This window comes from Streptomyces sp. NPDC043861, assembly GCF_056435905.1.
This window is the reverse complement of the sequence record NZ_JBWKDP010000003.1, coordinates 111,657-136,255: the sequence shown is the minus strand read 5'-3', so window position 1 is coordinate 136,255 and position 24,599 is coordinate 111,657. Positions and strand designations below refer to the sequence as shown.

Sequence of the window (24,599 nt, the reverse complement as noted above, 5' to 3'; positions counted from 1 at the left end):
GCTGCCCTGGCGAGAGTCAGGGTCATGCGAACCGACACAGCACCGGGCACCTTGCCGGTACGGGAGCATCTGCCCGCGACAGCGGCCGGGACCCCCGTACTCGACGTGGTGATCCCCGTGTACAACGAGGAGAAGGACCTGGAGCCGTGTGTACGGCGGCTCCACGATCATCTGGCGCGGACGTTTCCCTACGGCTTCAGGATCACCGTCGCCGACAACGCCAGCACCGACCGCACACCGGAGGTCGCAGCGGCGCTCGCGGCCTCGATCCCCGGGGTGCGGGCGTACCGGCTTGAGCAGAAGGGGCGCGGGCGGGCGCTGCGCACTGTCTGGGGCGCGTCCGACGCACCCGTACTGGCCTATATGGACGTCGATCTGTCCACCGACCTCAATGCGCTGCTGCCGCTGGTGGCCCCGCTGATCTCCGGGCACTCCGACCTGGCGATCGGCTCGCGGCTCTCGAGGGCGTCCCGCGTGGTGCGGGGGCCGAAGCGGGAGTTCGTCTCGCGGGCCTACAACCTGATCCTGCGGGGCTCGCTGGCGGCGCGCTTCTCGGACGCCCAGTGCGGGTTCAAGGCGATCAGGCGTGATGTGGCCCTGCACTTGCTGCCGATGGTCGAGGACACCGGGTGGTTCTTCGACACCGAGCTGCTGGTGCTCGCCGAGCGGGCAGGGCTGCGGATCCACGAGGTGCCCGTGGACTGGGTCGACGACCCCGACTCCACGGTGCACATCGTGAGTACGGCGGTCGACGACCTCAAGGGTGTGTGGCGGGTGGGGCGTGCGCTGGCGGTCGGCGCGTTGCCTCTGGACCGGCTGGCGCGGCCGTTCGGCGACGACCCGAGGGACCGGCAGCTCAGCGGCGTACCCGGCGGGCTCGCCCGGCAGTTGGTCGGATTCTGCGTGGTCGGGGCGCTGTCCACGCTGTTCTACCTGCTGTTGTACTCCGTGTTCAGGGCGGGCACCGGCCCGCAGACCGCGAACGCCGCGGCCCTGCTGGTCTCGGCGGTCGCGAACACCGCGGCCAACCGGAGACTCACCTTCGGAGTGCGGGGCCGTGAGCGTGTGATCCGCCACCAGGCCCAGGGCCTCGTGGTCTTCGCCATCGGTCTCACCCTGACCAGTGGCTCCCTCGCCGCCCTCGACGCGGCCACCTCCACACCGTCCCACGGCACGGAACTGGCGGTTCTGGTCGTGGCCAATCTCGCGGCGACGGTGCTCCGTTTCGTGCTCTTCCGCGCATGGGTCTTCCCGGACCGCCGCGAGGGCGCGCCTTCGACAGGCACCTCCGCCGCCCGCCCCGCGGGCCGGCCGACGCCCCCGGTCGCGGGCCCGTACGGCGACGCGACCATGCCGCTGCGCACCCCGTCCACCGGCGAAGAGCCGACCATGACGATGAACAGGACCCACGGATGACGACGACACGGCACCACCAGGATGACCGGCACGAGGGGGCGGCGCCCGCCGGTCTTCCGGATCCGGCACGACGCAGAACCTCCGGATCCACGGCCGGGTCCACGACCGGATTCCCGGCGTTTGACGGAGCCGGGCCGAACGCAGGTGACCCGAGTGGCCGTTCGGCACGGGCGTACGGGTACGCCTCGCCCGGCGGGACGGGGGCGGACGACGCTCCTCCCCCCGGGCGGCTCGCCCGCATCTGGCGGGGACGCCCTGAGGACGCCGCCTGGGTGCGGCCCGCCCTGCTCGCGCTGCTGCTGCTCACCGGGCTGCTGTACCTGTACGACCTCAGTGCCTCCGGCTACGCCAACTCCTTCTACTCCGCCGCCGTTCAGGCCGGCAGCGAGAGCTGGAAGGCGTTCTTCTTCGGGTCATCCGACGCCGCGAACTCGATCACCGTCGACAAGCCGCCCGCCGCGCTCTGGCCGATGGCGCTGTCCGTACGGCTCTTCGGGCTGGGATCGTGGCAGATCCTGGTGCCCGAGGTGCTGATGGGCGTGGCCACGGTCGGTGTCCTGTACGCGGCAGTACGGCGGCGCTTCAGTCCGGCCGCCGGCCTGATCGCGGGCGTGGTGCTGGCGCTCACCCCGGTCGCCGCGCTGATGTTCCGGTTCAACAACCCGGACGCGCTGCTGACGTTGCTCATGACCGTCGCCGTGTACTGCGTGCTCCGAGCCCTCGAAGGCGCACGGACGAAGTGGCTGGTGTGGGCCGGTGTCGCGATCGGGTTCGCGTTCCTCACCAAGACCCTCCAGGCGTTCCTGATCCTGCCGCCGCTGGCGCTGGTGTACGCGGTCTGCGCGCCCACGACCGTACGCCGCAGGCTTGGGCAACTGGCTCTTGCCGGCCTGGCGTTGATCGTCTCCGGCGGCTGGTGGGTGGCCATTGTCGAGCTGTGGCCGGCGTCCTCGCGCCCGTACATCGGAGGCTCGCAGTCCAACAGCTTCCTGGAGCTCACCTTCGGCTACAACGGCCTCGGGCGCATCAACGGCAATGAGACCGGAAGCGTCGGTGGCGGCGGTTGCGGCGGCACCAACGGTGGTGGCGGCGGGCCGGGCGGCGGCTGGGGAGAGACCGGCATCGGCCGGATGTTCAACGACAGCATCGGCGGTCAGATCTCCTGGCTGCTGCCGGCCGCCCTGATCCTGCTGGCCGCCGGGATCGTCATCACCTGGCGCGGCAAGCGGGCGGACACGGCCCGGGCCGCGTTCCTCGTGTGGGGCGGCTCCCTGCTGACCACCCTCGCGGTCTTCAGCTTCATGGCCGGGATCTTCCACGAGTACTACACGGTGGCTCTCGCCCCGTACATCGCCGCCCTGGTCGGCATGGGGGCGACGGCGCTGTGGGAGGAGCGGACGCAGTTCGCGGCACGTGCGGCGCTGGCGGGTACGACGGCGGTGACGGCGGTCTGGGCATACGTACTGCTGGACCGCGCCCAGGACTTCGTGCCCTGGCTGGGCACTGCGGTGCTGGTCGCCGGGCTCGTGGCCGCGGCCGGGTTGCTGTTCGCCGGGAGCGCCGGGCGGCGGCTCACGCTCGCTGCGGCGGGTCTCGGGCTGACGGCTGCGCTCGCCGGACCGGTGGCCTACACGGTGTCCACGCTGGACACCGGACACCGGGGCTCGATCGTGACGGCGGGGCCGGCCTCGATGAGGGGCGGCCCCGGTGGAGGGGGTCCCGGTGGCCAGGGTGGTCCCGGCGGACGCATGCTGCCGCCCGGGACGGCGGGTGGCCAGGGCGGCCAGTTGGGCCAGGGCGGTCAGACGGGTCAAGGCCCGCAGGGCGGCGGGATGACCGGGGGCGGCATGGGACAGGCCCCGACGGGCGGCCAGGGGCAGGGTCCCGGCATGGGACAGAGTCAGGGGCAGGGCCAGGGGCAGGGTCCCGGCATGGGACAGAGTCAGGGGCAGGGCCAGGGGCAGGGTCCCGGCATGGGGCAGGGTCAGGGCCAGGGGCCAGGCACGGGCCAGGGTCAGGGCGACCGACGTGGCGGCGGCATGGGCGGGCTTCTCAACGGCACGGACGTCAGCGCCGCCACCGAGGCCGAGTTGACGCGGGACGCCTCCGACTACACCTGGGTCGCCGCCGCCATCGGTTCGCAGAACGCGGCTGGTTACCAGCTCGCCACCGAGAAGCCGGTCATGGCGATCGGCGGCTTCAACGGCAGCGATCCGTCCCCGACTCCTGCCCAGTTCAAGCAGTACGTCGCTGCCGGAAAGATCCACTACTTCATCGCCGGAGACAGCGCAATGCCCGGCAGGAGCGGCGGCACGAGCGAGGAGATCTCCGCCTGGGTCGAGAAGAACTTCTCGCAGGTCACGGTCGGCGGAGCCACCCTCTACGACCTCACCGACAGGAAATAGCGCTATACGGCGTATGGGGAGTCCTTGTACGGTGTACGAGACCTAGTCCCGTACACCGTACAAGGAGTGTGGAAATGACGGCCACGGCCGCCGAGTCCCCATCCACCGCCTCCCCTGGCGGCCACCCGCAACGGTGGCTGATCCTCGGCGTCATCTGCCTCGCCCAGCTCACCGTGCTGCTCGACAACACCGTTCTGAGCGTCGCGATCCCCTCCCTCACCACGGAACTCGACGCCTCGACCGCCGACATCCAGTGGATGATCAACGCCTACTCACTGGTCCAGTCGGGTCTGCTGCTCACGGCGGGCAATGCCGCCGACCGCTACGGACGCAAGAAGATGCTCACCACGGGCCTCGCGCTCTTCGGGATCGGTTCACTGGCCGCGGGCCTCGCGCAGGACGCCGGCCAGCTGATCGCCGCCCGCGCGGGTATGGGCATCGGCGGAGCCCTGCTGATGACCACGACCCTCGCCGTGGTCATGCAGATCTTCGACGAGAAGGACCGGGTCAAGGCGATCGCGCTCTGGGCCACCGTCGGTTCGCTGGGATTCGCCGCCGGCCCGCTCATCGGCGGCGTCATCCTGAACCACTACTGGTGGGGCATGATCTTCCTGATCAACCTGCCGGTGGCACTGCTCGGGCTGATCGCGGTCGTGAAACTCGTTCCCGAGTCGAAGAACCCTCAGGGCGACCGGCCCGACCTCCTCGGCGCGCTGCTCTCCACGATCGGTATGTCGGGGGTGGTGTACGCGATCATCACCGGGCCCGTGCACGGCTGGGCGTCGGGCCAGGTACTGGTGTCCGCCTCGATCGGTGTACTCGTCCTCGGTGCGTTCGTGCTCTGGGAGCTGCGCGTCCCGCACCCGATGCTGGACATGCACTTCTTCCGCAACCAGCGGTTCGTCGGCGCGGTCTCGGGCGCGCTGCTCGTCGTCTTCGGCATGGGCGGATCGATCTTCCTGCTCACCCAGCATCTGCAGTTCGTGCTCGGGTACGAGCCGTTGGAGGCCGGTCTGCGCATGGCGCCGTTCGCGCTCACCATCGTCGTGCTGAACCTCTCCGGCCTCGGGCCCAGGGTCGTGGTGAAGCTCGGCACGCCGCTCACGATGCTGATCGGCATGGCGATGGTGTCGGGTGGACTCGCGGCCATCGCCGTGCTCGGCGGCGGGACCGACGGTGGCTATGGCGGGATGCTGCTCGGCCTGGTTCTGATGGGCGCCGGTGTCGCCGTCGCACAACCCGCCATGGCCACCGCCATCATGAGTGCAATTCCCGTCGAGAAGGCGGGCGTCGGAGCCGGAATCAACGGCACGCTGGCCGAATTCGGGAACGGCCTCGGTGTGGCCGTGCTGGGTGCCGTGCTGAACTCCCGTTTCGCCTCGCTCGTCGCCGTCTCCGCGGCCTCCCTCCCGGCGGCGCTCGCCGCGGCGGAAGGCCCTGCGGAGAAGGCGCGCATCGCCGATGCCTTCGCCTCCAGCCTTCAGACGAGCCAGCTGGTCGGCGCGGTGGCGGTGCTGGCGGGAGGCGTGCTGGCCGCGGTGCTGCTGCGACGGGCCGAGCGGGCCGACTCCCGGCAACAGGACATGACCCGGCAGCAGGACTCCCCGCAGTCGGACTCCCCGCAGCAGGACTCCTCGCGGCAGGTGGCCTCCTGAGAACGGCCGGACTGGTCGGGCCGCGGTGCTGGTGGGGCCGTGGTGCTGGCCGGGTCGCCGGGCTGGTCGGGCCGCCGGACTCCTCACGGCGGGCGTACTGCGTCTGACCGGCGGCATAGCATCGTGACCGGGTGGACCGTGCGGACCGGTGAATTCCGGTCCGTACGTCCGGCGCGATGATCCGGCGCGATGAGGAGGAACACCATGGTGTCGGCAGCCGACCGCACGAAGCATCCGGTGCGGAAGAGCGTGTGGCTGGAGGGCAAGACTCCGCGAAGCCGGAAGGCCGAGCAGCCCTCCGGCCTCGACCGGGACAAGATCACTGCGGTGACCGTGCGGCTCCTCGACACGGAGGGGCTGGCCAAGTTCTCCATGCGCCGGCTCGCCGCGGAGATCGGCGTGACCGCGATGTCCGTCTACTGGTACGTCGACACCAAGGACGATCTGCTCGAGCTCGCCCTCGACGCGGTGTTCGGCGAGATCCGGTTGCCCGACCCCGCTCAGGAGGGCGCGGACTGGCGCGACCAGCTGTGCGAGCTCGCCACCGGCTACCGGCGGCTACTGGTCGCGCATCCGTGGGTGTCCCCGCTCGTCGGCAGCTTCCTGAACATCGGCCCGCACGCGATCCGCTTCTCGCACTCCGCGCAGCAGATCGTCCGCAACACCGGCCTTTCGCTGGAGTGGCGGACGGCTGCACTGAACACGGTCTTCCAGTTCGTCTACGGCTCGGGCACGGTCGAGGGGCACCTCAAGAAGCGCTGCGCGGCCGCCGGGGTGACCCTGGACGCGTTCTACGAGGAGGCCCTGGGTGCGGCCAGGGAACTCCCTGCGCTCGCCGAGATGATCGAGGATGCGGAGGAGATCATGAAGGCGCGCGGGGGCACGGTCGAGGAGATGCTCGACCGGGACTTCACCTTTGCGCTGGAGCTGGTCATCGCGGGGATCGAGGCGATGGTGGCCCGCAATCCCGGGGCCTGAGCCACCGCCCCTTCGCCTCCCGGCGGCGGCAGTTCGGATCCGCCGCTACGGGCCAGCACCACCGTGCCGACGTCGGCCCAGCCGCTCGCGGTGACGAGGGCGGTCGATTCGTGCGGGCCGTAACCGACGGCCGTCACGATCGCCGTGTACGGGCCGGGCGGCAGCGCCGACGCCGTGTGCACGGCTCCGTCCGTGTCCGCCTCGGCCCGCAGCACCTGGGTGCCGGTCGCGTCGGTCAGGGTCACGACCGCGTGCTGGACCGCCCAGCCGTCCCGGGTCCTGACGTGTGCGTTCAGTCCCCTCGCGTGTCCCGTTCTCTCTGTGCGAATGCCGGGGCGGCAGGCCGTCCCTGCCCGCCGCCCCGGCCCCGGGCGGCGCCTCCGCTCGGAGCGTCGCCCGGGGGTCGGATCACTCGCCGGGGTGGGCGAGTTCGATGTCGTGGCCGTCGATCCCGCGGCCGGCGACGGTGAGGGACCCCGCCACCGGCGGATAGCCGGCCGCGATGACCGTGTACGCGCCGGTGTCCAGGTCGGCGAAGGCGTACGCCCCGTCATCTCCGGTCGTCGCGGTGGCGACCACGTTCCCCGCGGCGTCGAGGAGCGTCACCCGTGCGTCGGCGAGCGGCCTCCTGGTCCCCTGGTCGCCGGCTGCCCGAACGACGCCCTGGACCAGGGCACCGGTCTGCAGGGCCACCTCGATCCGGGTCACGCCCTGGCCGCCGATCTCCACGGGCAGGGCCTGCGGCCGGAAGCCGGTCGCGTTCACGGCGACGGTCACGGAACCCGGGACCAGTTCGGTGAACGAGAATCCGCCGTCGGCAGCGCATTCCCCGGTGGCCAGGACATCGCCGCGCACATCGGTGACGATCACCATGGCGCCGGCCACCGGGTCACCGCCCAGGGCCGCGACCACGGCACCCGTCAGGCCACTGGTCCCGACGAGCACGATGTCGTGGGCGAGCGGTTCGTCACCGACGACCACCGTGGAGGCCTGCGGCTGGAAGCCGTCGGCGGAGGCGATCAGGACGTACGAGCCGGACCCCGGAGCGTCGAGTGCGTACGAGCCGTCGGGCTGGGCCATCGCCCGGCCCAACTGCCGCCCGCCCAGTGAGATCAGGGTGACGGCGGCCCGCTCGACGGGGGCACCTTCCGCGCCCCGCACGACTCCGCGCACCGGGGTGCCGGTGCCCGTGCCGGCGCTTGCGGTGGCCCCGGTCACGTCCTCGGCACCTGCCACGGCCATGGCGGCCGGAACCGGATCCTGAGCCGGAGCCTCCGGCCCGGACTCCTCGGCGGCAGCCTCGGGCAGCGAACTGCTCTTCAGCGCCACCTCCTTGATGAACAGCGTCACCAGGAACGCGAGCACCGCGAACGGTGCCGACCACAGGAAGACGTCCGCGACACCGTGCCCGTACGCGCTCTCCATGACCGTGCGGATCGGGGCCGGGAGTGTGTCCAGGTCGGGGATGCTCCCGCCGCCCGTGCCGTTGTGGCTCAGTGCCGCACCCTTCGGGCCGAGGGCGGTGAGCCCGTCCTCGACGTAGTGCGTGACCCGGTTGGCGAGCACCGCACCGAGCGCCGAGACACCGATCGCACCGCCCAGCGAGCGGAAGAACGTGACCACCGACGAGGCCGCGCCCAGGTCCTTCGGAGCCACCTGGTTCTGGGTGGCGAGCACCAGGTTCTGCATCATCATGCCGAGGCCGAGGCCCATGACGGCCATGAAGACCGCGATACGCCAGTAGTCGGTGTCGTAGCGGATCTGGCCCAGCAGTCCGAGCCCGCCGCTCACCAGGACACCACCGCTGACCAGCCATGCCTTCCACCGGCCGGTCTTGGTGATGATCATTCCGCTGACCGTCGACGAGAGGAAGAGTCCGGCGATCATAGGGATGGTCATGACGCCGGACATGGTCGGCGACTCGTTCCGTGCCAGCTGGAAGTACTGGCTGAAGAAGACCGTGCCCGCGAACATCGCGACACCGACGAAGAGCGAGGCCAGCGAGGCCAGCGTGATGGTGCGGTTGCGGAACAGCCGCAACGGGATGATCGGCTCGCTCGCCCTGGACTCGATGAGCAGGAAGAGCCCACCGAGGACGACGGCGCCACCGGTCATGGCGTACGTCTGCCAGGACAGCCAGTCGTACTTGTCGCCGGCGAAGGTCACCCAGATCAGCAGCAGGGACACCGCGGCGCTGATGAAGAGTGCGCCCGACCAGTCCACCTTCACCTGTCGCTTCACGACCGGGAGCTTCAGGGTCTTCTGGAGCACGACGAGTGCGATGAGCGCGAACGGCACACCGACGTAGAAGCACCAGCGCCATCCCAGCCATTCGGTGTCGGTGATGACACCGCCGAGCAGGGGTCCGCCGACCGTTGCGACGGCGAACGTCGCCCCGAGGTAGCCGCTGTAGCGGCCGCGCTCCCGCGGCGCGATCATCGCGGCCATGATGACCTGTGCGAGGGCGGTCAGACCGCCGACGCCGATGCCCTGGACGACCCGGCAGGCGATCAGCATGCCCGTGTTCTGGGAGAGTCCGGCGACGACCGAGCCCGCCACATAGATGAGCAGGGCTATCTGGACCAGCAGCTTCTTGGAGAAGAGGTCGGCCAGCTTGCCCCACAGGGGCGTGGTGGCGGTCATCGACAGCAGGGCCGCGGTGACCACCCAGGTGTAGGCGGACTGGCCGCCACCGAGGTCGGTGATGATTTCCGGCAGGGCGTTGGAGACGATCGTCGAGGACAGGATGGCGACGAACATGCCGAGCAGCAGCCCGGACAACGCCTCCATGATCTGCCGGTGCGTCATCGGCGAGCCAGTGTCCCGGGTCTTGGCGTGGCCGCCCCGCACACCGGTCGGTGTGGTCGTAGCCATGAACTTCCTTGTCTTTCTCGGTCTTTCTCGTCTTTTAGGTGTGCTGTGCGGTGACAGGTGCGGGTGTGCGGCCGGGGTGGGCCCTGCAGTCCCCGAAGGAGTCGCGGAGACGGGCCAGCAGCGCGTTGAGCTGTCCGACGTCTTCGTCGGTCCAGTCGCCGAGGTGGTGGGCGAACAGGTCGGTGGTCCGCCGGCCCAGGTCGTCGAGCATGTCCCGCCCCGCGGGCGTGAGCCGCAGGATGCGGGAACGGCCGTCGTCCGGATCGGGCGAGCGCTCGATCCAGCCGCGCTCGGCGACATGGGCGACATGCCGGCTGGTCACCGACATGTCCACGGCGAGCAGCTCGGCGAGCCGGCTGGCCCGCATCTCGCCGTACCGGTCGAGGAGGGCCAGTACGGCCGCGGACCCGGATGGGCACTCGGCGGGCAGCAGCCGGGAGAGACCGCGTTTGACGGCACCCACGGCGCTGATCTGCCGGGCCAGTTCCTCGTACTGGCTCCGTTCGGCCATGGGAAGGCACCCCCAGATCTTGTTGCTTAGGGCAACCATAGAAGCGGATGGTTGCTGCAGGCAAACGAAAATGGGCTCCTCGGAGTAAAGGAAGGCAAAAGGATTTGCATGTGCGAGGTCATGGTGCGGACATGCTGGGGGTATGTCGCGATGGCGCCGGGCCGGGGGTTGGGCGGGTCAACCGGGTTCGCTAGTGTCCTGGCCCATGGCACACAACCCCCAAGCCCCCCAGGGTCCCGAGGGCAGCTACGACCCCGCGGGCAGTACGCAGATGTTCCGCGCCTTCGTCGACGAGGGTGCGCCACGGCAAGGCGGCGGACGGTCGGCCGGAGCCGCGAAGCAGTCCGGCCCCCGGATCGGCCTGGTCATCGGCCTGGTGGCGGTCGTCGCGATCCTCGGTGCGGTGGCCTGGCTGGCGCTCGCGTAGCACCTGACCGGCGGGGAGCGGTGCACCCTGCCGCGCATCCTCGGACCCGGGGCACGCCCAAGGGCGTGCCCCCGAGCTCCCACCGGTCCGCGGTACCCGCCGCACCCGCTCGCTGCGCCGTCGGGCTGCCCGTCGGACGCACGACGCTACTGCGCGGACGCGTCCCGGTACTCGGCGTGCACGTCCTGTGTCTCGATGTGCATGCCGAGCGGAACGCGCCAGGCGTCGACGCACACCGTGTACGTACGGGTCCTCGCCGTGCCGGCAGCGATCGGCGTGGGCAGCGGCTGTGCCGATTCCACGGTCGCCCAGTCGATCCCGAGCGCGCCGATGATGTGCGTCCCGAACCGCACGCTGCCCGACCGTACTGCCGAGCCGCCGGTGTTCCGGAACTCCAGCGTCACCGTCTCGCACCATCGTTTCTCCGTGCTGCCCCGCACGGGGGCCCCGACGGTCAGCACAGCAGGACCCGGCGGCGGGGCGGGCGCGGTCGTGCCGGGCGGGGGCGTCGGCGAGGGGCCGGACGATCCGCCGGCGCCTCCGGCCGGGGGGCGCGAGGGTGACACCGTACGGCCGGGTGCGCTCGGTGTTCCGGCGGCCGTGCCTGCGCCCGCTCCCGTCCCCGTTGCTGCTTCCGTGCCCGCACCGGCGCTCGGAGGTCTGCTCGGTCCGGGACTGTCGGCGGTCATGGGCGGCGTACCCGAGGCACCGCCCGAGCCGGGCGGGCGTGGCGTCGATCCGTCGAGGGGGACCAACTCGACCTCCCCGGACGGCCGCACCGCAGCCTTCGGCCCGGTGTCGGGGCCTGTGCCCGCGGCCCCGATGGCCACATAGCCGTCGCCGGGCCCCCCGCCGCCGCAGGCGGCGAGCACCCCACCGAGGCAGAGCGCGACCCCTGCGAGCCCATAGCCGAGCCGTCGCCGTCGCATCGCGCCAGTGTGTCTGACGATCCGTCAATGAGGAACCCCGCGACGGGAAAGTGGGGTGGGACGCATGCTCCTGGACGGGAAACGCGGGGTGGGGCGCATGCTCCCGGGCGCCGGAGAGCACTGTGCGGGCCGGCGAGGTAATCGCCCGCCGCCCTGTTGCGGCTGCGGGGGCGGTGCGCCCATCGCACTGCCCCGGCAGACCCGCCCGGTGGGGATGTGGGGACCGCGCCGGCCCCCACTGACGACCGTCAGTCCCCGATGAGGCCTTCCCGCAGCTGGGCCAGCGTGCGGGTCAGCAGCCGCGAGACATGCATCTGCGAGATGCCGACCTCCTCGCCGATCTGGGACTGCGTCATGTTCGCGAAGAAGCGCAGCATGATGATCTGGCGTTCCCGCGGGGGGAGTTTGGCGAGCAGGGGCTTGAGGGACTCGCGGTACTCGACGCCCTCCAGCGCGCTGTCCTCGTAGCCCAGACGGTCCGCCAGCGAGCCCTCGCCACCGTCGTCCTCGGGGGACGGGGAGTCGAGCGACGAGGCGGTGTAGGCGTTGCCGACGGCGAGACCGTCGACCACGTCCTCCTCCGAGACGCCGAGCGCCGCGGCGAGCTCGGGCACCGTCGGGGACCGGTCCAGCCTCTGGGCCAGCTCGTCGCTCGCCTTGGTCAGCGCGAGCCGCAGCTCCTGCAGCCGGCGCGGCACACGCACCGACCAACTGGTGTCACGGAAGAAGCGCTTGATCTCGCCGACCACGGTCGGCATGGCGAAGGTGGGGAACTCCACGCCCCGTTCGCAGTCGAACCGGTCGATCGCCTTGATCAGGCCGATCGTGCCGACCTGGACGATGTCCTCCATCGGCTCGTTGCGGCTGCGGAAGCGTGCTGCCGCGTACCGCACCAGCGGCAGATTGAGCTCGATGAGGGTGTCGCGCACATACGTACGCTCCGGGCTGTCCTCCTCCAGTGCGGCCAGCCGCAGGAAGAGGGAGCGGGAGAGCGTACGGGTGTCGAGTGCCTGCGGGGCCGCCTGCGCCTGCGGGGTTTCCGGAGCTTCCGGGGGCGACGGCACCGGCGCGGGTGCCTGCACCGGAAGCACGTCGGGCGAGGGAGCGCCGAGTTCGCGCGTGAGCACCTTCGAGCTGCCCTGTTCTGCGGACATGCCACCCCCTGGAGGTCGCGGACGGTCGCCTGGGCCGCGACCATCGGAGGAACGCAGCCTCCACCTGAATACCGGAGGCGGGGCCGCGGCAAACGCGGTTTCCGCAGAATGTCACATGTCGGCAACGCGCTGTAGTGACATGTCGACAACGAGGCGTCAAATCAGTGCAGGAAAAAGGGGTTCTGAGGCTTTTGTGCGGCTCGAAGTGGGCTGAAAGGTGTCTACCCGTTTCGGTTACGCTTCGATCCTGTTTGCGGATCTCAGTCGTGCGAAGCTCCGGGCGAGGAGCCTTGACACATGCATCTGGGACACCCCCAGCTCCGCGCTGATCTGCGACTGCGTCAGATTGCTGTAGTACCTGAGCAGAAGGATCCGTTGCTCCCGCTCGGGCAGCTGTACGAGCAGATGGCGTACGAGGTCCCGGTGCTCGACTCCGGCGAGGGCGGGGTCCTCGTATCCGAGCCGGTCCAGCAGTCCGGGCAGCCCGTCTCCCTCCTGCGCGGCTTCCAGCGAGGTCGCGTGATAGGAGCGCCCCGCCTCGATGCAGGCGAGGACCTCGTCCTCGCCGATCTTCAGCCGTTCGGCGATCTCCGCGGTAGTCGGGGACCGTCCGTGAGCCGTCGTCAGGTCCTCGGTCGCGCCGTTGACCTGTACCCACAGTTCATGCAGCCGGCGCGGCACGTGGACGGTCCGTACGTTGTCGCGGAAGTAGCGCTTGATCTCGCCGACCACGGTCGGCATGGCGAAGGTGGGGAACTGCACCCCCCGGTCGGGGTCGAACCGGTCGATCGCATTGATCAGGCCGATCGTGCCGACCTGGACCACGTCCTCCATCGGCTCGTTGCGGCTGCGGAAGCGTGCTGCCGCGTACCGCACCAGCGGCAGATTGGCCTCGATCAGGGCGGCGCGCACCCGTGAGTGCTCGGGGCTGCCCGGCTCCAGCTCCTTGAGCTGTGCGAACAGGACCTGGGTGAGCGCCCTGGTGTCCGCGCCTCGGCTCTGGGGTCTGGCGGGCCGGTCCTCGGTCTCGTTCTGGGGCGGCACTTGGGGCGCAGTACTGGCCGGCACGGTCTCGCCACCCCTTCGCGGTTCGAACAGCGGATCGGTATCGGTGAACTCATCCGTCAAAAGCGGTCATAGCATCACAAGACATGTCCACTGTGTGCAAGCACCCCATAACTCCGTGTTGAGGGCGGGTTCCCGCGCAAGTAATAAAAAGCCCCCACCGTTGCGGTGGGGGCTCGGGGATGCCGGGGTGCCAGGGGGGTCAGAACTCGTAGTCGGCGATCACCCACGTGGCGAACTCGCGCCACTGTCCGGCGGCCGCCTGATGATCGGGGTGCTCGATGTAGCGCTGCAGGGCTTCCTTGTCGGCGACCGCCGAGTTGATCGCGAAGTCATGGGCGATCGGCCGGTCGGTGATGTTCCAGGCGCACTCCCAGAACTCGAGCTCGGGAATGATGCCGCCGAGTTCCTGGAAGGCCTTCACGCCGGCGACAACCCGGGGCTCGTCACGCTCGACGCCCTCGTTGAGCTTGAACAGGACCAGATGGCGGATCAAGGGGACGCTCCTCGTGTCGACCTAGTTGACGAGCTCGGTCATGAACTCTCCGACGCCTTGAGCGGCGCTCGAAATGCCCTCGAACCCTACCTGGACCAGGTCGGCGGCGCGGTCCGGAGAGTTGATGATCGTGTACAGCACGAAGACGACGACTATGTAGAGGGCGATCTTCTTCGTTTGCACCATCGGTCCTGTCTCCCCTGCGTCCCCTGACAAGTCGCGTGAGTCTAACCGAGCCGTTTAGGGACCAAGGTCCCGGCGATAAGGGCCCTTGGTCGGGCCCGCCGAGGGTGCCCGCGGGCGCACCATGGGAGTCGAGCCCGGAGGAACCGGCAGGGATCCGACGGGTGAGGAACCGGCCCCCACTGCGGGGATCCGTGCCGTGAGCTTCCCCCCGAGAGCGGCCCGGGTCCGGCGGACCGGTTCTTATCGGGGGGAGCGGCTTGTCCCCCGAGAGGCCGCTCCCCCGGCCTCCTCTCCACCTCCCTCCCCGGAAGCGCAGAGGCGGGCGAACGGCAACTGCATGACAAAGGGCCCCGGTGGAGTACACCGGGGCCCTTCCGTGCATGCCGGCCGGTCCGGCGCTGGTGCGGTCCGGGCGTGCGGCGGGCGCTCCGCCGCTCCCACGGCGTGCTGACCGGCCGTCAGGGCGCACCAGCGGGAGATCGCGAAAGGGCGGCCCCAACGGGACCGCCCTTTCGTTCGACAGCGGTAGCGGAGGGATTTGAACCCTCGGTGACTTGCGCCACACTCGCTTTCGAGGCGAGCTCCTTCGGCCGCTCGGACACGCTACCGGGAGAGAGCTTAGCCCAAGGTGGGCCGTGCTCTGAAATCGATATCGATCAGCGGTCTCCGGCACCGTTCCCGGGGCCGTCCCGGAAGAACGCCGACAGCTGTTGCGAGCACTCCTTCTCCAGCACGCCGAGGACGACTTCCGGGCGGTGGTTGAGCCGCCGGTCCCGTACGAGATCCCACAGCGAGCCGGCCGCACCCGCCTTCTCGTCCCGTGCGCCGTAGACCACCCGGTCCACCCGGGACAGCACGAGCGCGCCCGCGCACATCGTGCACGGTTCCAGCGTGACGACGAGCGTGCAGCCGGTCAGCCGCCACTCCCCGCGCTCCGCCGCGGCCCGGCGGAGCGCGAGCACCTCGGCGTGCGCCGTGGGGTCGCCGCTCAGTTCGCGCTCGTTGTGGCCCACGGCGAGGACCGCCCCGTCCGGCCCCAGCACGACGGCGCCGACCGGCACGTCACCGGTCTGCGCCGCCCGTGCCGCCTCGGCCAGGGCCAGGCGCATGGACGCCTCCCACGGGGCGCGTACGGGATCGGGCGCGGTCCCCGCTCCCGGCACGTCCGGCACCACGGGATCGGGCACGGCTCCGGTCACTAGCGCACGGTCTCCAGCATCTCGGCCGCGCCGAGCGCGTCCGCGATCTCGGCCAGTGCGTCCGTGTCGAGGGACAGCAGCTCCTTCGTGGACATCCCGAGGTCCGCGAGGATCTCGCGGTCTCCGGCCGGTCCTGCCGGAACGGCTTCGGCCGAGGCCGAAGCCTCGTCCTCCCCCTCCTCCTCGGCCGTGAGAGGCTCGCCGTCCTCCGTGCCGTCGAGGTCGAGCGAGTCCAGGTCGGCGTCGTCGTCGTCCTGGTCCCCGCCCAGCAGTTCCTTGGTGAGGATCTCCCCGTACGAGGAACGGGCGGCAGCGGCGGCGTCCGACACGTAGATGCGAGGGTCCTCCTCGCCCTCCACGCGGACGACGCCGAACCATGCGTCCTCCTGCTCGATGAAGACGAGGACGGTGTCCTCGTCCCTCGAGGCGTCGCGGGCCAAGTCGGTCAGATCCGACAGGGTCTCCACATCGTCGAGCTCTGTGTCGCTCGCTTCCCACCCGTCTTCGGTGCGCGCGAGCAGTGCGGCGAAGTACACCGTGACTCTCCCACTGATCAGAGTTGTGACGACCGGCGGTGCGCTTGGTGGCCCCGCCCTTCGGAATCGTGACAGAAACAGCGGCTTCGCGAGAGGTCTTCCGGCGTTGCGTCGTGCACGCGTTCAGTCGAAGAGCCCGCCCGGGGGCGTACTCGGACTCACCAGCGGAAGGTGCGCATCCGCATGGCCTGGCGCATCCGGGCCGCGCGAGCACGGCGCGGCTGGACGCGCTCGCGCAGCGCCTTGGCCTCGTTCAGTTCGCGGAGGAACTGGGCGCGCCGCCGCCGGCGCTGCGCCTCGTCCCCCAGCCCAGGCTGTTCCTGTTGCTCCTTGTCCTGCTGTTCCCGGTCCGGCATCGGCCACACCACCTCAACGCTGGAAGGGGTACGTCCCACCTTCCCTCCGAAGTACCCGTTGATGCCAGGGGCTGTCCGGTCCCGGCTACTGTTGGGCACATGCGGATCCACGTTGTCGACCACCCCCTGGTGGCGCACAAACTCACCACCCTGCGCGACCGGCGCACCGATTCCCCGACCTTCCGGCGGCTCGCCGACGAGCTGGTGACCCTGCTCGCCTACGAGGCCACCCGGGACGTGCGCACCGAGCAGATCGACATCGAGACCCCGGTGTCACGGACCACGGGCGTCAAGCTCTCGCGTCCGCGCCCGCTGGTGGTGCCGATCCTGCGGGCAGGCCTGGGCATGCTGGACGGCATGGTGCGGCTGCTGCCGACCGCGGAGGTGGGCTTCCTCGGGATGATCCGCAACGAGGAGACCCTGGAGGCGTCGACGTACGCGACGCGCATGCCGGAGGACCTCTCGGGCCGCCAGGTCTACGTCCTCGATCCGATGCTGGCCACCGGCGGCACACTGGTCGCGGCGATCCAGGAGCTGATCAGGCGTGGCGCCGACGATGTGACCGCGGTCGTGCTGCTGGCGGCGCCCGAAGGGGTGGCCGTCATGGAGCGCGACCTGGCCGGCACGCCGGTGACGGTCGTCACCGCCTCGGTGGACGAGCGCCTCAACGAGCACGGCTACATCGTTCCGGGCCTCGGGGACGCGGGCGACCGGATGTACGGAGCGGCGGAGTAGCCAGGAACGTCCGGGGTCCGGTCGTGGCTCCGAAGAGGCCCTGAGAGCTTCTCCGCACCGCCCCGCACCGCCGTGACGGTACCGGGGCTTCGGCGACGGCGGTGGGCCCGGGCCCACCGCCCGGTCCTCACCCCGTCGCCCTGAGGTGTCCGCTCAGCACTTCGCCGCAGGCTTCGGCGGCGCGGTCAGCGCCGCCAGGGCCTTGTCCGCCGCCGGTTTGGCCGTGAGCGACTTGAAGGCCGTGCCCAGGATCAGATCGACGTCCGCGGTCTTGCGGGCGTCGACCCTGAGCTGGGCGCCTGACAGTTGCGTGGCCAGCACCCGGAGCGGTCCTTCGTGCGCGGTGGCCGCGCCGAGCAGCATGGCGGCGCCGGGGACCTTCTTGTCGTACGCCGCGGGGGCGTTGCCGACCTTGCCGATGGCGAAGCCACGTTTCTTCAGTTCGTCGGCGGTGGCCTTCGCCAGGCCGCCACGCGGGGTCGCGTTGTAGACGTTCACCGTGATCCCGGCGGGATTCGGCGGTGCGGGTGCGGCCGAGGGAGACGCCTGCGGCTCACAGGTCGCAGCCACATTGCCCTTGGCCGTTGCCTTCTTGCCATCGCCCGAGAAGACGTCGATGAGCTGCAGCGTTCCCCAGCCGCCAAGGCCCAGGACGGCAACGGCGGCGACAACTGCGATCACGATCCTGCCGCGACGGGGGCGGGGGCGCATACGCGGATACGCGTTGCCCGTAATGCGGTACTTTCCGCCCATGCCTGGGGGAGTGAGCATGCTCATGGGCGCAGCGTAGTGCGGTCCCGGGACATGGGCTACTAAACGATCATCCGACGGCGTCCGTATGGTCCCAAACTGCGCCCGTACGGGTCGGACGACAGCCCAGGACCTGGGTCCCGAAAGGGTCGATCAGGGGTCGCCGGAGACCGGCCGGGGAAGCGGGCGGCCGGTACCGGAAGAGCCTCGAAAATCAGTCCAGCTCCAGCACACGGGCGTGCAGCACCTGCCGCTGCTGGAGCGCCGCACGCACGGCACGGTGCAGCCCGTCCTCGAGATACAGATCGCCCTGCCACTTCACGACATGGGCGAAGAGGTCGCCGTAGAACGTGGAGTCCTCGGCGAGCAGGGTTTCGAGATCGAGTTGGCCCTTGGTCGTCACGAGCTGATCGAGGCGGACCGGGCGCGGCGCGACATCCGCCCACTGTCGGGTGCTTTCCCGGCCGTGGTCGGGATACGGCCGCCCGTTGCCGATGCGCTTGAAGATCACACGGAAAGCCTACCGGGCAAGCGGCGGTCGGCGCAGCCACGCGACGCCGGTGCGATGCTGGTCAAAACCTCGCAAACCCGGAATAGGGGCCCTGATATGAGTGAGCCCGAGCAGCAACCGCCCCCCGGCCCGGGCGCGTCGGGGACGCTGCCGCCCGGGGCCGGCTCGTCGCCGGCGCTCCCGCCCGAGGCGGAGGCGATCGCCGCCGGATACGCGTTCGCCGGCCCCGTGCTCGATCTGGGCGCCCTGCTCTGGGAGGGCCGGTGCCACCCGGAGGCGCAGATCCGGGTTCCGCTCGGCATGCTGGGCCGCCACGGTCTGGTCGCCGGGGCCACCGGGACGGGCAAGACCAAGACCCTGCAGCTGATCGCCGAGCAGCTGTCGGCGAACGGCGTTCCCGTCTTCCTGGCCGACATCAAGGGCGATGTCTCGGGCATCTCCGCACCCGGCGAAGGCGGGGAGAGGACCACTGCCCGTGCCGGGCAGGTGGGGCAGGAGTGGCAGGCAGCCGGGTTCCCCTGCGAGTTCTACTCCCTGGGCGGTATCGGCCCCGGCATCCCGGTGCGGGCCACCGTCACCGCGTTCGGGCCCGTCCTGCTGTCGAAGGTGCTGCAGCTCAACCGGACCCAGGAGCAGTCGCTCGGGCTGATCTTCCACTACGCCGATGCCAAGGGGCTCGAGCTGGTGGACCTGAAGGACCTGCGGGCCGTGGTCGCCTTCCTGGTGTCGGACACGGGAAAGCAGGAACTCAAGAACATCGGCGGGCTCTCGACCGTCACAGCCGGGGTGATCCTGCGGGCGCTCACGGCCTTCGAGCAGCAGGGCGCGGGCGACTTCTTCGGGGAGCCGGAGTTCGACACGGCCGAGCTGCTGCGGACGGCGCAGGACGGACGAGGGATCGTCTCCGTACTGGAACTGGCTGCGGTGCAGGACAGGCCGCAGCTCTTCTCGACGTTCCTGATGTGGCTCCTCGCCGATCTCTTCGGCGGTCTGCCGGAGGCCGGGGACCTGGAAAGGCCGAAGCTGGTCTTCTTCCTCGACGAGGCGCACCTGCTCTTCGACGGGGCGTCGAAGGCGTTCCTGGAGGCAATCACACGGACCGTGCGGCTGATTCGCTCGAAAGGGATCGGGGTCTTCTTCGTGACCCAGACCCCGAAGGACGTCCCGGGGGACGTACTGGCGCAGCTGGGCAACCGGGTGCAGCACGCGGTGCGCGCCTTCACACCGGACGACGCGAAGGCGCTGCGGGCCACGGTGCGCACGTTCCCGGACTCGGCGTACGACCTGGAGGAGGTGCTCACCTCCCTCGGCACCGGCGAGGCCGTCGTCACCGTCCTGAGCGACACGGGCGCCCCGACTCCGGTGGCCGCCACCCGGATGCGTGCGCCTCGGTCGCTGATGGGGCCGGTGGAAGCGGCCGCACTGGACCGGGCGGTGCGGTCCTCGGCGTTGCACCCGCGCTATGCACAGGCTGTGGACCGCGAGTCGGCGTTCGAGAAGCTGACCGCCGAACAGCAGGCGGCGGAGGCGGCGGCGTTGCGGGCGGCGCGTGAGGCGGACGCCGAGAAGGAGGCGGCGAGGGCGGAGAAGGAGGCGGCGAGGGCGGAGAAGGCCGCCGCTCGCACTCCGCGACGTCGGGAGGACGAGTCCCTCGTCGGGCAGGTCATGGGCAGCGGGCTCTTCACGTCCCTGGCCCGCTCGGTCGGTACACAGCTGGGCCGTGAGATCTCGCGCTCGCTGTTCGGCACGGCGCGTCGGCGCCGGTGAAAGCGGTGCACGGGGCCCGGCGCCGGGCCTCATGGGGTCCGGTTCCGGCGGCAGAGCGGACCGGGGGCGACCTGCTCCGGCTGTCGTTCCGCGGGTTCCGGGCGGGCTGGGTGCCGAATTCACCGACAGATGGCCCGGGCGTCCGTCCTCGGGCTCCCCGGGCACCGTCCGCGCGAGCCCGACGGGCCGATGAACGGGTGCGCCGGGTGGGCCTGAGTCCGGCCCACCCGGCGCGTGGAGCCGGAGCCCCGTGGTGTTCCTACTCGGTCACGTCGTGGCCGTCGTGCAGGCCGCCACCGCTGCCCGTGCCGCCTTCCGTCGGGACGGAGGTGACCGGCTTGCGCAGCGAGCTCAGGTCACGGGCGTAGGTGCCGACCGCGTTGGCGATGACGTCGATGTTGGCGTCGAACGCCGTCATGTTGACGTTCTTGATGTCGTCGCACTTGGCGTGGTAGCAGGAGTCGTACGCGACACCGGCCGTCCCGCCGAACTTCGCGGCCTGCGCCTCGGTCTTGAGGCCCTCGGCGCCGGTGAAGGTGCCGCCGGACGCGATGCCCGCTTCGACGAACGGGCCGTAGTCGGAGCGCCCGGTGAAGTCCGTGCCCTCGTGCGGCCTGCCCTGCTTGTCCATGAACTCGTTGATGTCGCGCTCGAGCTGTGCGGAGCCCGCCGGGCCGGCCGGTGCGCCCACGCCGTCCGAGTCGTCGCCGTCGTAGACGAACAGACCGTAGTTCGGCGAGGCGATCATGTCGAAGTTCAGGTAGAGCTTGATTTCCTTCTTGCCCAGGTTGCTGAGGTTCGCGACATAGTGCTCCGAGCCCAGCAGGCCGTTCTCCTCGGCCGACCACCAGGCGAAGCGCACCTTGTTGGCGGGCTTCTTCTCGGCCTTGGCGAGCTCCAGGGCGACCTCGAGCAGACCGGCCGAGCCGGAGCCGTTGTCGTTGATGCCGGGGCCGGCGGTCACACTGTCGAGGTGTGAGCCGAGCATCACCGTGTTGGCGGCGTTTCCGTGCCTGGTCTCGGCGATGACATTGTTGGTGGAACGCTTCTGCTGAAGCTGGCGGACCTCGAACTTGATGCCGACCGGGCCCTTGGCCAGGTCCGCGGCGAGCTTCTCGCCCTCGGCCAGGGTGATGCCGCCGGTCGGGATCTTGCCGAACTCCGGGCCGCCGAGGGTGCCCGAGAGCGTGCCCTCGGTGTTGTTGTAGATCACGGCACCGACCGCGCCCGCGGCCGCCGCGTTCTCCTGCTTGGCGGCGAAGGTGCAGCCGCCGCGCTTGATCAGGGCGACCTTGCCGGTGAAGGTCCCGGACGCGAAGTCGCCGGGCTCACAGCCGGTCGTGCCGTCGGCGTCGACGGGCACGGCGACCAGATCCGCCTTGATGCCGCCGACCGGCGTCGACTTGGTGTACGTCATCGCCGAGATCGCGACGTCGCGCGGCTCGGGCGAGACCACCGACAGCTTCTCGGCCTGGGTCTCGGTGTAGATGAACTCGAAGGCCTGGTACGAGACGTCGTATCCGGCCTTCTTCAGCTGTTGGTAGACATACGCTGCCGACGCGTCGTGGCCCAGCGTGCCCGCGGCACGGTTGCCGGCGGCGCTGTCGGCTATCTGCTGGAACTTCTGCAGGTGCTTGAAGGCGTCCTTGGCGGACGATTCGCGGACCAGCTTCTTGGAGAGCTTGGCCGCTTCCTTTGCCGCTTCCTTGGCAGGGTCATGCCGGTAGGCGGAGGCGGGGGAGGCGGATGCCAGCAGGAGCGGGGTCGCGAGTGCGGCTGCGGCCATGGTGGCCACTGCTCTGCGATGGGTTGCGTTCACAGAGGTCCTTCCCGGTGCGAACGAGGTTGAGGGGAAGTTAGCGATCTCTGAGTGTCCTGTGAACAGTTGTGCCGCAACTCACGCGATATTTAGCAGCATTGACATCATGTTGTACGTCTTCGGGCGTACCTGCAGGGCTATTTGGCCTCCTTCGCCGCGCGCTTCATCTCCTGCTTGTGGGCGCGTACCTTGGCCAGTGACTCGGGGCCCGTGATGTCCGCCGCCGACCGGTACGCCCCCGCTTCTCCGTACGGTCCCGCCGCCTCCCGCCAGCCCGTGGGTGTGATGCCGAACTGCTTGCCCAGCAGCGCCAGGAAGATCTGAGCCTTCTGCTTGCCGAAGCCGGGCAGCGCGTTCAGCCGGGCGAGCAGCTCCTTGCCCGTGGAGACGTCCCGCCACAGGGCCGTCGGGTCGCCGCCGTACTCGTCCACGAGGTATTGGCACAGCTGCTGGACCCGCTTCGCCATGGAACCGGGGTAGCGGTGCACCGCGGGCTTCTCGGACAGCAGCGCGGCGAAGCCCTCCGGGTCGCGGGCCGCGATCTCGTGCGCGTCCAGATCGTCGGCGCCGAGGCGCTGGGCGATGGTGTACGGGCCGGAGAAGGCCCATTCCATGGGGACCTGCTGGTCGAGCAGCATGCCGATCAGAGCGGCGAGCGGGCTGCGCCCGAGGAGCTCGTCCGCCTCGGCCTGCTGGGCCAGATGAATCGTGGGGCTCATCTCCCGATGATCCCTCCGGCGCGGGACCGGCGCACCCCCGGCGGCACCCGTCGGACGAGTGCCGCCCGGACCGTCATGCCAGCTTGCGGGCCTCGATCAGGAAGCGGGTCGTGTGTGCCACGAACGGGCCCTCGGCCTCGATGTGGTCGTGGAGCTCGCGCAGGCGGTCGCGATACTGCGCCACCGTGAACCCCGGGACCATCCAGACGACCTTCCGCAGGAAGTAGATCACCGCTCCGATGTCGAAGAACTCGGTGCGCAGCGACTCCGAGCGCAGATCGGTGATCTCCAGGCCGGCTGCCTCGGCGGCCGTCCGGGCGTCGTCGGGGTGACGGGCGCGGCGCACCTGATCGGGCTGTGGGCCGAGGAAGTACTCGACCAGCTCGAAGACGCTGGCGGGGCCGACCTGCTGGGAGAAGTACGTGCCGCCCGGACGGAGTACGCGGGCGATCTCGTCCCACCACACGGCCACGGGGTGCCGGCTGACGACGAGATCGAAGGCCTCGTCCCCGAAGGGCAGCGGTGGCTCGTCCGTGTCGGCGACGACGACCGCGCCGAGGGGGTGGAGAAGCCGCGTGGCCTTCTCGATGTTCGGAGGCCAGGCCTCGGTGGCGACCATCAGCCGCGGCAGCTCGGGGGCCCCGGCGAGGACCTCCCCGCCACCCGTCTGGATGTCCAGAGCCGCGGAGGCCCTGGCGAGACGTTCGCTCATCATGCCCTGGTATCCCCAGGTGGGACGCTGCTCCGTGGCGCGGCCGTCGAGCCACGAGAAGTCCCAGCCGGCGACGGATACGGCCTCGGCCTCGGCGACGAGGTGGTCGAATGTGCGTGTCATGATCCGATCGTCCTGCCGTACCGGAGCGCCTGCCAACCGTTTTCCCGTCGCGTCAGACCGCCGTCAGGTCCCTGATCAGGGTCGCCAGTCGGGCCCGTGCCACGGGGTCGTAGGCCTGCTCCTCGGCCCTGACCTCGTCGAAGCGGTCGAAGTACTTCGCCGTCATCCGCTCCAGCGCAGGGTCCGCGATCAGCCGCAGCGTCGGCCGTACGCCCTCGTCCGGCGGGACCGCCGGGACGAAGCCGCTCCGACGCACCATCCCCGTGTCCATGAGGTGCGCCGGATGGAGGGCGTTGACCGTGATCCCGGTGCCGGCGAGCTCCTCCGCGAGGTCCATGGTCGCCATGATCAGCGCGAGCTTGCTGCGGCAGTAGGCGTGGATGCCCTCGTAGCCGTGCTCCAGCATGACGTCGTCGAAGTCGACGGGGGCCTGTCCCTTCGAGGCCACGTTCACGACGCGGGCGGGTGCCGACGCCGCCAGCAGCGGGAGCAGAGCGCGGGTCAGGACGTACGGGGCGAGGACGTTCACGGCCAGCCTCAGCTCATGGCCCTGGCGGCTCACCTCGCGCCGTGTGGTGTCGGGCCCGCCGCCGACGGCCGCGTTGTTGACGAGCACATCGAGCCGGGGCTCGTTCTCGCTCACCCGGGCCGCCAGCTCGCGGACCCGGTCCAGGTCCGCGAGGTCGGCCACCTGGGTGCGAACCGTGACGCCGGGGGCGGCGGCCCGGACTTCGTCGGCCGTTGCCGCGAGCCGGTCCTCGTTCCGGCCGTGGAGCACCGGCGTGGCACCGGCCGCAGCGAGCGCCAGGGCGAGCTCGTGGCCCATTCCCGACGTGGCGCCGGTGAGCAGAACCGTCTTCCCGTCGAGCCGGTACGACGTGTCAGCGGTCATGACCTCAGGCTATGCGGGCGCGTCGCCTGCCGTCCGGGCCCGTCGGGGGCATCCGCGGCAGAACCACCGATGAGGACCGGGCCGGTAGCGGGTGGCCTCCCGCCCGGGACCCCCGGACGGGAGGCGTCCTGTGCCGGGCCGCTCGGCGTCGGGGCCGTGACCATCGGGCCGCCGGGATCCGGGGTTCCCTCCGCCCCGACCGGTGGTGAGGCGGCGCCTGCCGTGAACCACCTGCCGTCTGCACGCGGGCGGGACGGTCAGCGGCCGGCCGGGGTGCCGGTCCAGGACCATCGGGCCGCCGGGATCCGGGGTTCCCTCCGCCCCGACCGGTGGTGAGGCGGCGCCTGCCGTGAACCACCTGCCGTCTGCACGCGGGCGGGACGG

General features: G+C 70.5%; 23 protein-coding genes, 1 tRNA gene and 1 pseudogene. 7 read left to right on the top strand and 18 right to left on the bottom strand.

Annotated elements, in window-relative coordinates; all coding sequences use genetic code 11:
* The first annotated feature begins 24 nt into the window (after positions 1-24).
* From AC068D_RS08195 to AC068D_RS08180, 4 genes are all read left to right on the top strand, one after another.
* Complete coding sequence (locus AC068D_RS08195; protein WP_478822145.1) at positions 25-1,416, top strand: bifunctional glycosyltransferase family 2/GtrA family protein; 1,392 nt, start codon at positions 25-27, stop codon at positions 1,414-1,416.
* On the top strand, positions 1,413-3,821 hold the full coding sequence (locus tag AC068D_RS08190) for an ArnT family glycosyltransferase (RefSeq protein WP_478822144.1): 2,409 nt from the start codon (positions 1,413-1,415) through the stop codon (positions 3,819-3,821). Before AC068D_RS08195 ends, AC068D_RS08190 begins: the two co-directional genes overlap by 4 nt.
* A 74-nt stretch (positions 3,822-3,895) precedes the next feature.
* Complete coding sequence (locus tag AC068D_RS08185) at positions 3,896-5,476, top strand: MFS transporter (RefSeq protein ID WP_478822143.1); 1,581 nt, start codon at positions 3,896-3,898, stop codon at positions 5,474-5,476.
* A gap of 204 nt (positions 5,477-5,680) precedes the next feature.
* Entirely contained in the window at positions 5,681-6,454 is a 774-nt protein-coding gene (locus AC068D_RS08180) for a TetR/AcrR family transcriptional regulator (RefSeq protein ID WP_478822142.1), read from the top strand.
* Between the two features lie 17 nt (positions 6,455-6,471).
* Here AC068D_RS08180 and AC068D_RS08175 read toward each other — a convergent pair.
* From AC068D_RS08175 to AC068D_RS08165, 3 genes and pseudogenes are all read right to left on the bottom strand, one after another.
* A pseudogene (locus tag AC068D_RS08175) lies at positions 6,472-6,783 on the bottom strand (carboxypeptidase-like regulatory domain-containing protein); the annotation flags it as partial.
* A 79-nt stretch (positions 6,784-6,862) separates the two neighbouring features.
* Complete coding sequence (locus AC068D_RS08170; protein WP_478822595.1) at positions 6,863-9,262, bottom strand: MFS transporter; 2,400 nt, start codon at positions 9,260-9,262, stop codon at positions 6,863-6,865.
* A gap of 100 nt (positions 9,263-9,362) precedes the next feature.
* Positions 9,363-9,839, bottom strand: a complete 477-nt coding sequence (locus AC068D_RS08165) for a MarR family winged helix-turn-helix transcriptional regulator (RefSeq protein WP_478822141.1) — start codon at positions 9,837-9,839, stop codon at positions 9,363-9,365.
* 205 nt (positions 9,840-10,044) lie between these two features.
* Here AC068D_RS08165 and AC068D_RS08160 point away from each other — a divergent pair, with 205 nt between their 5' ends.
* Positions 10,045-10,266: a hypothetical protein gene (locus tag AC068D_RS08160; protein ID WP_478822140.1), complete on the top strand. Its 222-nt coding sequence runs from the start codon at positions 10,045-10,047 to the stop codon at positions 10,264-10,266.
* A gap of 146 nt (positions 10,267-10,412) precedes the next feature.
* On the opposite strand, the gene AC068D_RS08155 is transcribed toward AC068D_RS08160, so the two are convergent.
* The 9 genes from AC068D_RS08155 to AC068D_RS08115 form a co-directional block, all read right to left on the bottom strand.
* On the bottom strand, positions 10,413-11,195 hold the full coding sequence (locus tag AC068D_RS08155) for a hypothetical protein (protein ID WP_478822139.1): 783 nt from the start codon (positions 11,193-11,195) through the stop codon (positions 10,413-10,415).
* 248 nt (positions 11,196-11,443) lie between these two features.
* On the bottom strand, positions 11,444-12,349 hold the full coding sequence (locus AC068D_RS08150; protein WP_478822138.1) for an RNA polymerase sigma factor SigF: 906 nt from the start codon (positions 12,347-12,349) through the stop codon (positions 11,444-11,446).
* Between the two features lie 234 nt (positions 12,350-12,583).
* The gene (locus AC068D_RS08145) at positions 12,584-13,417 is read right to left on the bottom strand and encodes an RNA polymerase sigma factor SigF (RefSeq protein ID WP_478822137.1); all 834 of its coding nucleotides are present in this window, start codon (positions 13,415-13,417) and stop codon (positions 12,584-12,586) included.
* A 199-nt stretch (positions 13,418-13,616) separates the two neighbouring features.
* Complete coding sequence (locus tag AC068D_RS08140; protein WP_478822136.1) at positions 13,617-13,910, bottom strand: Dabb family protein; 294 nt, start codon at positions 13,908-13,910, stop codon at positions 13,617-13,619.
* 21 nt (positions 13,911-13,931) lie between these two features.
* Positions 13,932-14,096 (bottom strand): hypothetical protein, encoded by a 165-nt coding sequence (locus tag AC068D_RS08135; RefSeq protein ID WP_478822135.1) that lies wholly within the window; start codon positions 14,094-14,096, stop codon positions 13,932-13,934.
* A gap of 523 nt (positions 14,097-14,619) precedes the next feature.
* A tRNA-Ser gene (locus AC068D_RS08130) sits at positions 14,620-14,704 on the bottom strand.
* Positions 14,705-14,752: 48 nt separating this feature from the next.
* A complete protein-coding gene (gene tadA / locus AC068D_RS08125; protein ID WP_478822134.1) occupies positions 14,753-15,295 on the bottom strand; it encodes a tRNA adenosine(34) deaminase TadA in 543 nt (180 codons plus the stop codon).
* A complete protein-coding gene (locus AC068D_RS08120) occupies positions 15,295-15,831 on the bottom strand; it encodes a tRNA adenosine deaminase-associated protein (RefSeq protein ID WP_478822133.1) in 537 nt (178 codons plus the stop codon). The genes tadA and AC068D_RS08120 overlap by 1 nt, the downstream gene beginning before the upstream one ends.
* A 158-nt stretch (positions 15,832-15,989) precedes the next feature.
* Positions 15,990-16,187: a hypothetical protein gene (locus AC068D_RS08115; RefSeq protein ID WP_478822132.1), complete on the bottom strand. Its 198-nt coding sequence runs from the start codon at positions 16,185-16,187 to the stop codon at positions 15,990-15,992.
* A gap of 99 nt (positions 16,188-16,286) precedes the next feature.
* Between AC068D_RS08115 and upp the strand changes: the two genes are divergently transcribed.
* A complete protein-coding gene (gene upp, locus AC068D_RS08110; protein ID WP_478822131.1) occupies positions 16,287-16,922 on the top strand; it encodes a uracil phosphoribosyltransferase in 636 nt (211 codons plus the stop codon).
* A gap of 153 nt (positions 16,923-17,075) precedes the next feature.
* Here upp and AC068D_RS08105 read toward each other — a convergent pair whose 3' ends face one another.
* Entirely contained in the window at positions 17,076-17,699 is a 624-nt protein-coding gene (locus AC068D_RS08105; protein WP_478822130.1) for a LytR C-terminal domain-containing protein, read from the bottom strand.
* Positions 17,700-17,886: 187 nt separating this feature from the next.
* Positions 17,887-18,183 (bottom strand): type II toxin-antitoxin system VapB family antitoxin, encoded by a 297-nt coding sequence (locus AC068D_RS08100; protein WP_003999914.1) that lies wholly within the window; start codon positions 18,181-18,183, stop codon positions 17,887-17,889.
* 96 nt (positions 18,184-18,279) lie between these two features.
* On the opposite strand from AC068D_RS08100, the gene AC068D_RS08095 reads away from it, so the two are divergent.
* Positions 18,280-19,950: a helicase HerA-like domain-containing protein gene (locus AC068D_RS08095; RefSeq protein WP_478822129.1), complete on the top strand. Its 1,671-nt coding sequence runs from the start codon at positions 18,280-18,282 to the stop codon at positions 19,948-19,950.
* A 259-nt stretch (positions 19,951-20,209) separates the two neighbouring features.
* Here the strand turns inward: AC068D_RS08095 and AC068D_RS08090 are convergent, their stop codons facing one another.
* From AC068D_RS08090 to AC068D_RS08075, 4 genes are all read right to left on the bottom strand, one after another.
* A complete protein-coding gene (locus tag AC068D_RS08090; protein WP_478822594.1) occupies positions 20,210-21,745 on the bottom strand; it encodes a M28 family metallopeptidase in 1,536 nt (511 codons plus the stop codon).
* A 161-nt stretch (positions 21,746-21,906) separates the two neighbouring features.
* Positions 21,907-22,488, bottom strand: coding sequence for an HhH-GPD-type base excision DNA repair protein (locus AC068D_RS08085; RefSeq protein WP_478822128.1), 582 nt, complete (start codon positions 22,486-22,488; stop codon positions 21,907-21,909).
* Between the two features lie 73 nt (positions 22,489-22,561).
* Positions 22,562-23,323: a class I SAM-dependent methyltransferase gene (locus AC068D_RS08080; protein WP_478822127.1), complete on the bottom strand. Its 762-nt coding sequence runs from the start codon at positions 23,321-23,323 to the stop codon at positions 22,562-22,564.
* Between the two features lie 52 nt (positions 23,324-23,375).
* Positions 23,376-24,215 (bottom strand): SDR family NAD(P)-dependent oxidoreductase, encoded by an 840-nt coding sequence (locus AC068D_RS08075; RefSeq protein WP_478822126.1) that lies wholly within the window; start codon positions 24,213-24,215, stop codon positions 23,376-23,378.
* Positions 24,216-24,599: the final 384 nt, after the last annotated feature.

Bases quoted from the DNA above. Each gene is read 5' to 3' on its own strand.
- AC068D_RS08195 (WP_478822145.1), top strand. From the start codon at position 25: ATGCGAACCGACACAGCACCGGGCACCTTGCCGGTACGGGAGCATCTG.
- AC068D_RS08190 (WP_478822144.1), top strand. From the start codon at position 1,413: ATGACGACGACACGGCACCACCAGGATGACCGGCACGAGGGGGCGGCG.
- AC068D_RS08185 (WP_478822143.1), top strand. From the start codon at position 3,896: ATGACGGCCACGGCCGCCGAGTCCCCATCCACCGCCTCCCCTGGCGGC.
- AC068D_RS08180 (WP_478822142.1), top strand. From the start codon at position 5,681: ATGGTGTCGGCAGCCGACCGCACGAAGCATCCGGTGCGGAAGAGCGTG.
- AC068D_RS08170 (WP_478822595.1), bottom strand. From the start codon at position 9,262: ATGACGCACCGGCAGATCATGGAGGCGTTGTCCGGGCTGCTGCTCGGC.
- AC068D_RS08165 (WP_478822141.1), bottom strand. From the start codon at position 9,839: ATGGCCGAACGGAGCCAGTACGAGGAACTGGCCCGGCAGATCAGCGCC.
- AC068D_RS08160 (WP_478822140.1), top strand. From the start codon at position 10,045: ATGGCACACAACCCCCAAGCCCCCCAGGGTCCCGAGGGCAGCTACGAC.
- AC068D_RS08155 (WP_478822139.1), bottom strand. From the start codon at position 11,195: ATGCGACGGCGACGGCTCGGCTATGGGCTCGCAGGGGTCGCGCTCTGC.
- AC068D_RS08150 (WP_478822138.1), bottom strand. From the start codon at position 12,349: ATGTCCGCAGAACAGGGCAGCTCGAAGGTGCTCACGCGCGAACTCGGC.
- AC068D_RS08135 (WP_478822135.1), bottom strand. From the start codon at position 14,096: ATGGTGCAAACGAAGAAGATCGCCCTCTACATAGTCGTCGTCTTCGTG.
- AC068D_RS08115 (WP_478822132.1), bottom strand. From the start codon at position 16,187: ATGCCGGACCGGGAACAGCAGGACAAGGAGCAACAGGAACAGCCTGGG.
- upp (WP_478822131.1), top strand. From the start codon at position 16,287: ATGCGGATCCACGTTGTCGACCACCCCCTGGTGGCGCACAAACTCACC.
- AC068D_RS08105 (WP_478822130.1), bottom strand. From the start codon at position 17,699: ATGAGCATGCTCACTCCCCCAGGCATGGGCGGAAAGTACCGCATTACG.
- AC068D_RS08095 (WP_478822129.1), top strand. From the start codon at position 18,280: ATGAGTGAGCCCGAGCAGCAACCGCCCCCCGGCCCGGGCGCGTCGGGG.
- AC068D_RS08085 (WP_478822128.1), bottom strand. From the start codon at position 22,488: ATGAGCCCCACGATTCATCTGGCCCAGCAGGCCGAGGCGGACGAGCTC.
- AC068D_RS08080 (WP_478822127.1), bottom strand. From the start codon at position 23,323: ATGACACGCACATTCGACCACCTCGTCGCCGAGGCCGAGGCCGTATCC.
- AC068D_RS08075 (WP_478822126.1), bottom strand. From the start codon at position 24,215: ATGACCGCTGACACGTCGTACCGGCTCGACGGGAAGACGGTTCTGCTC.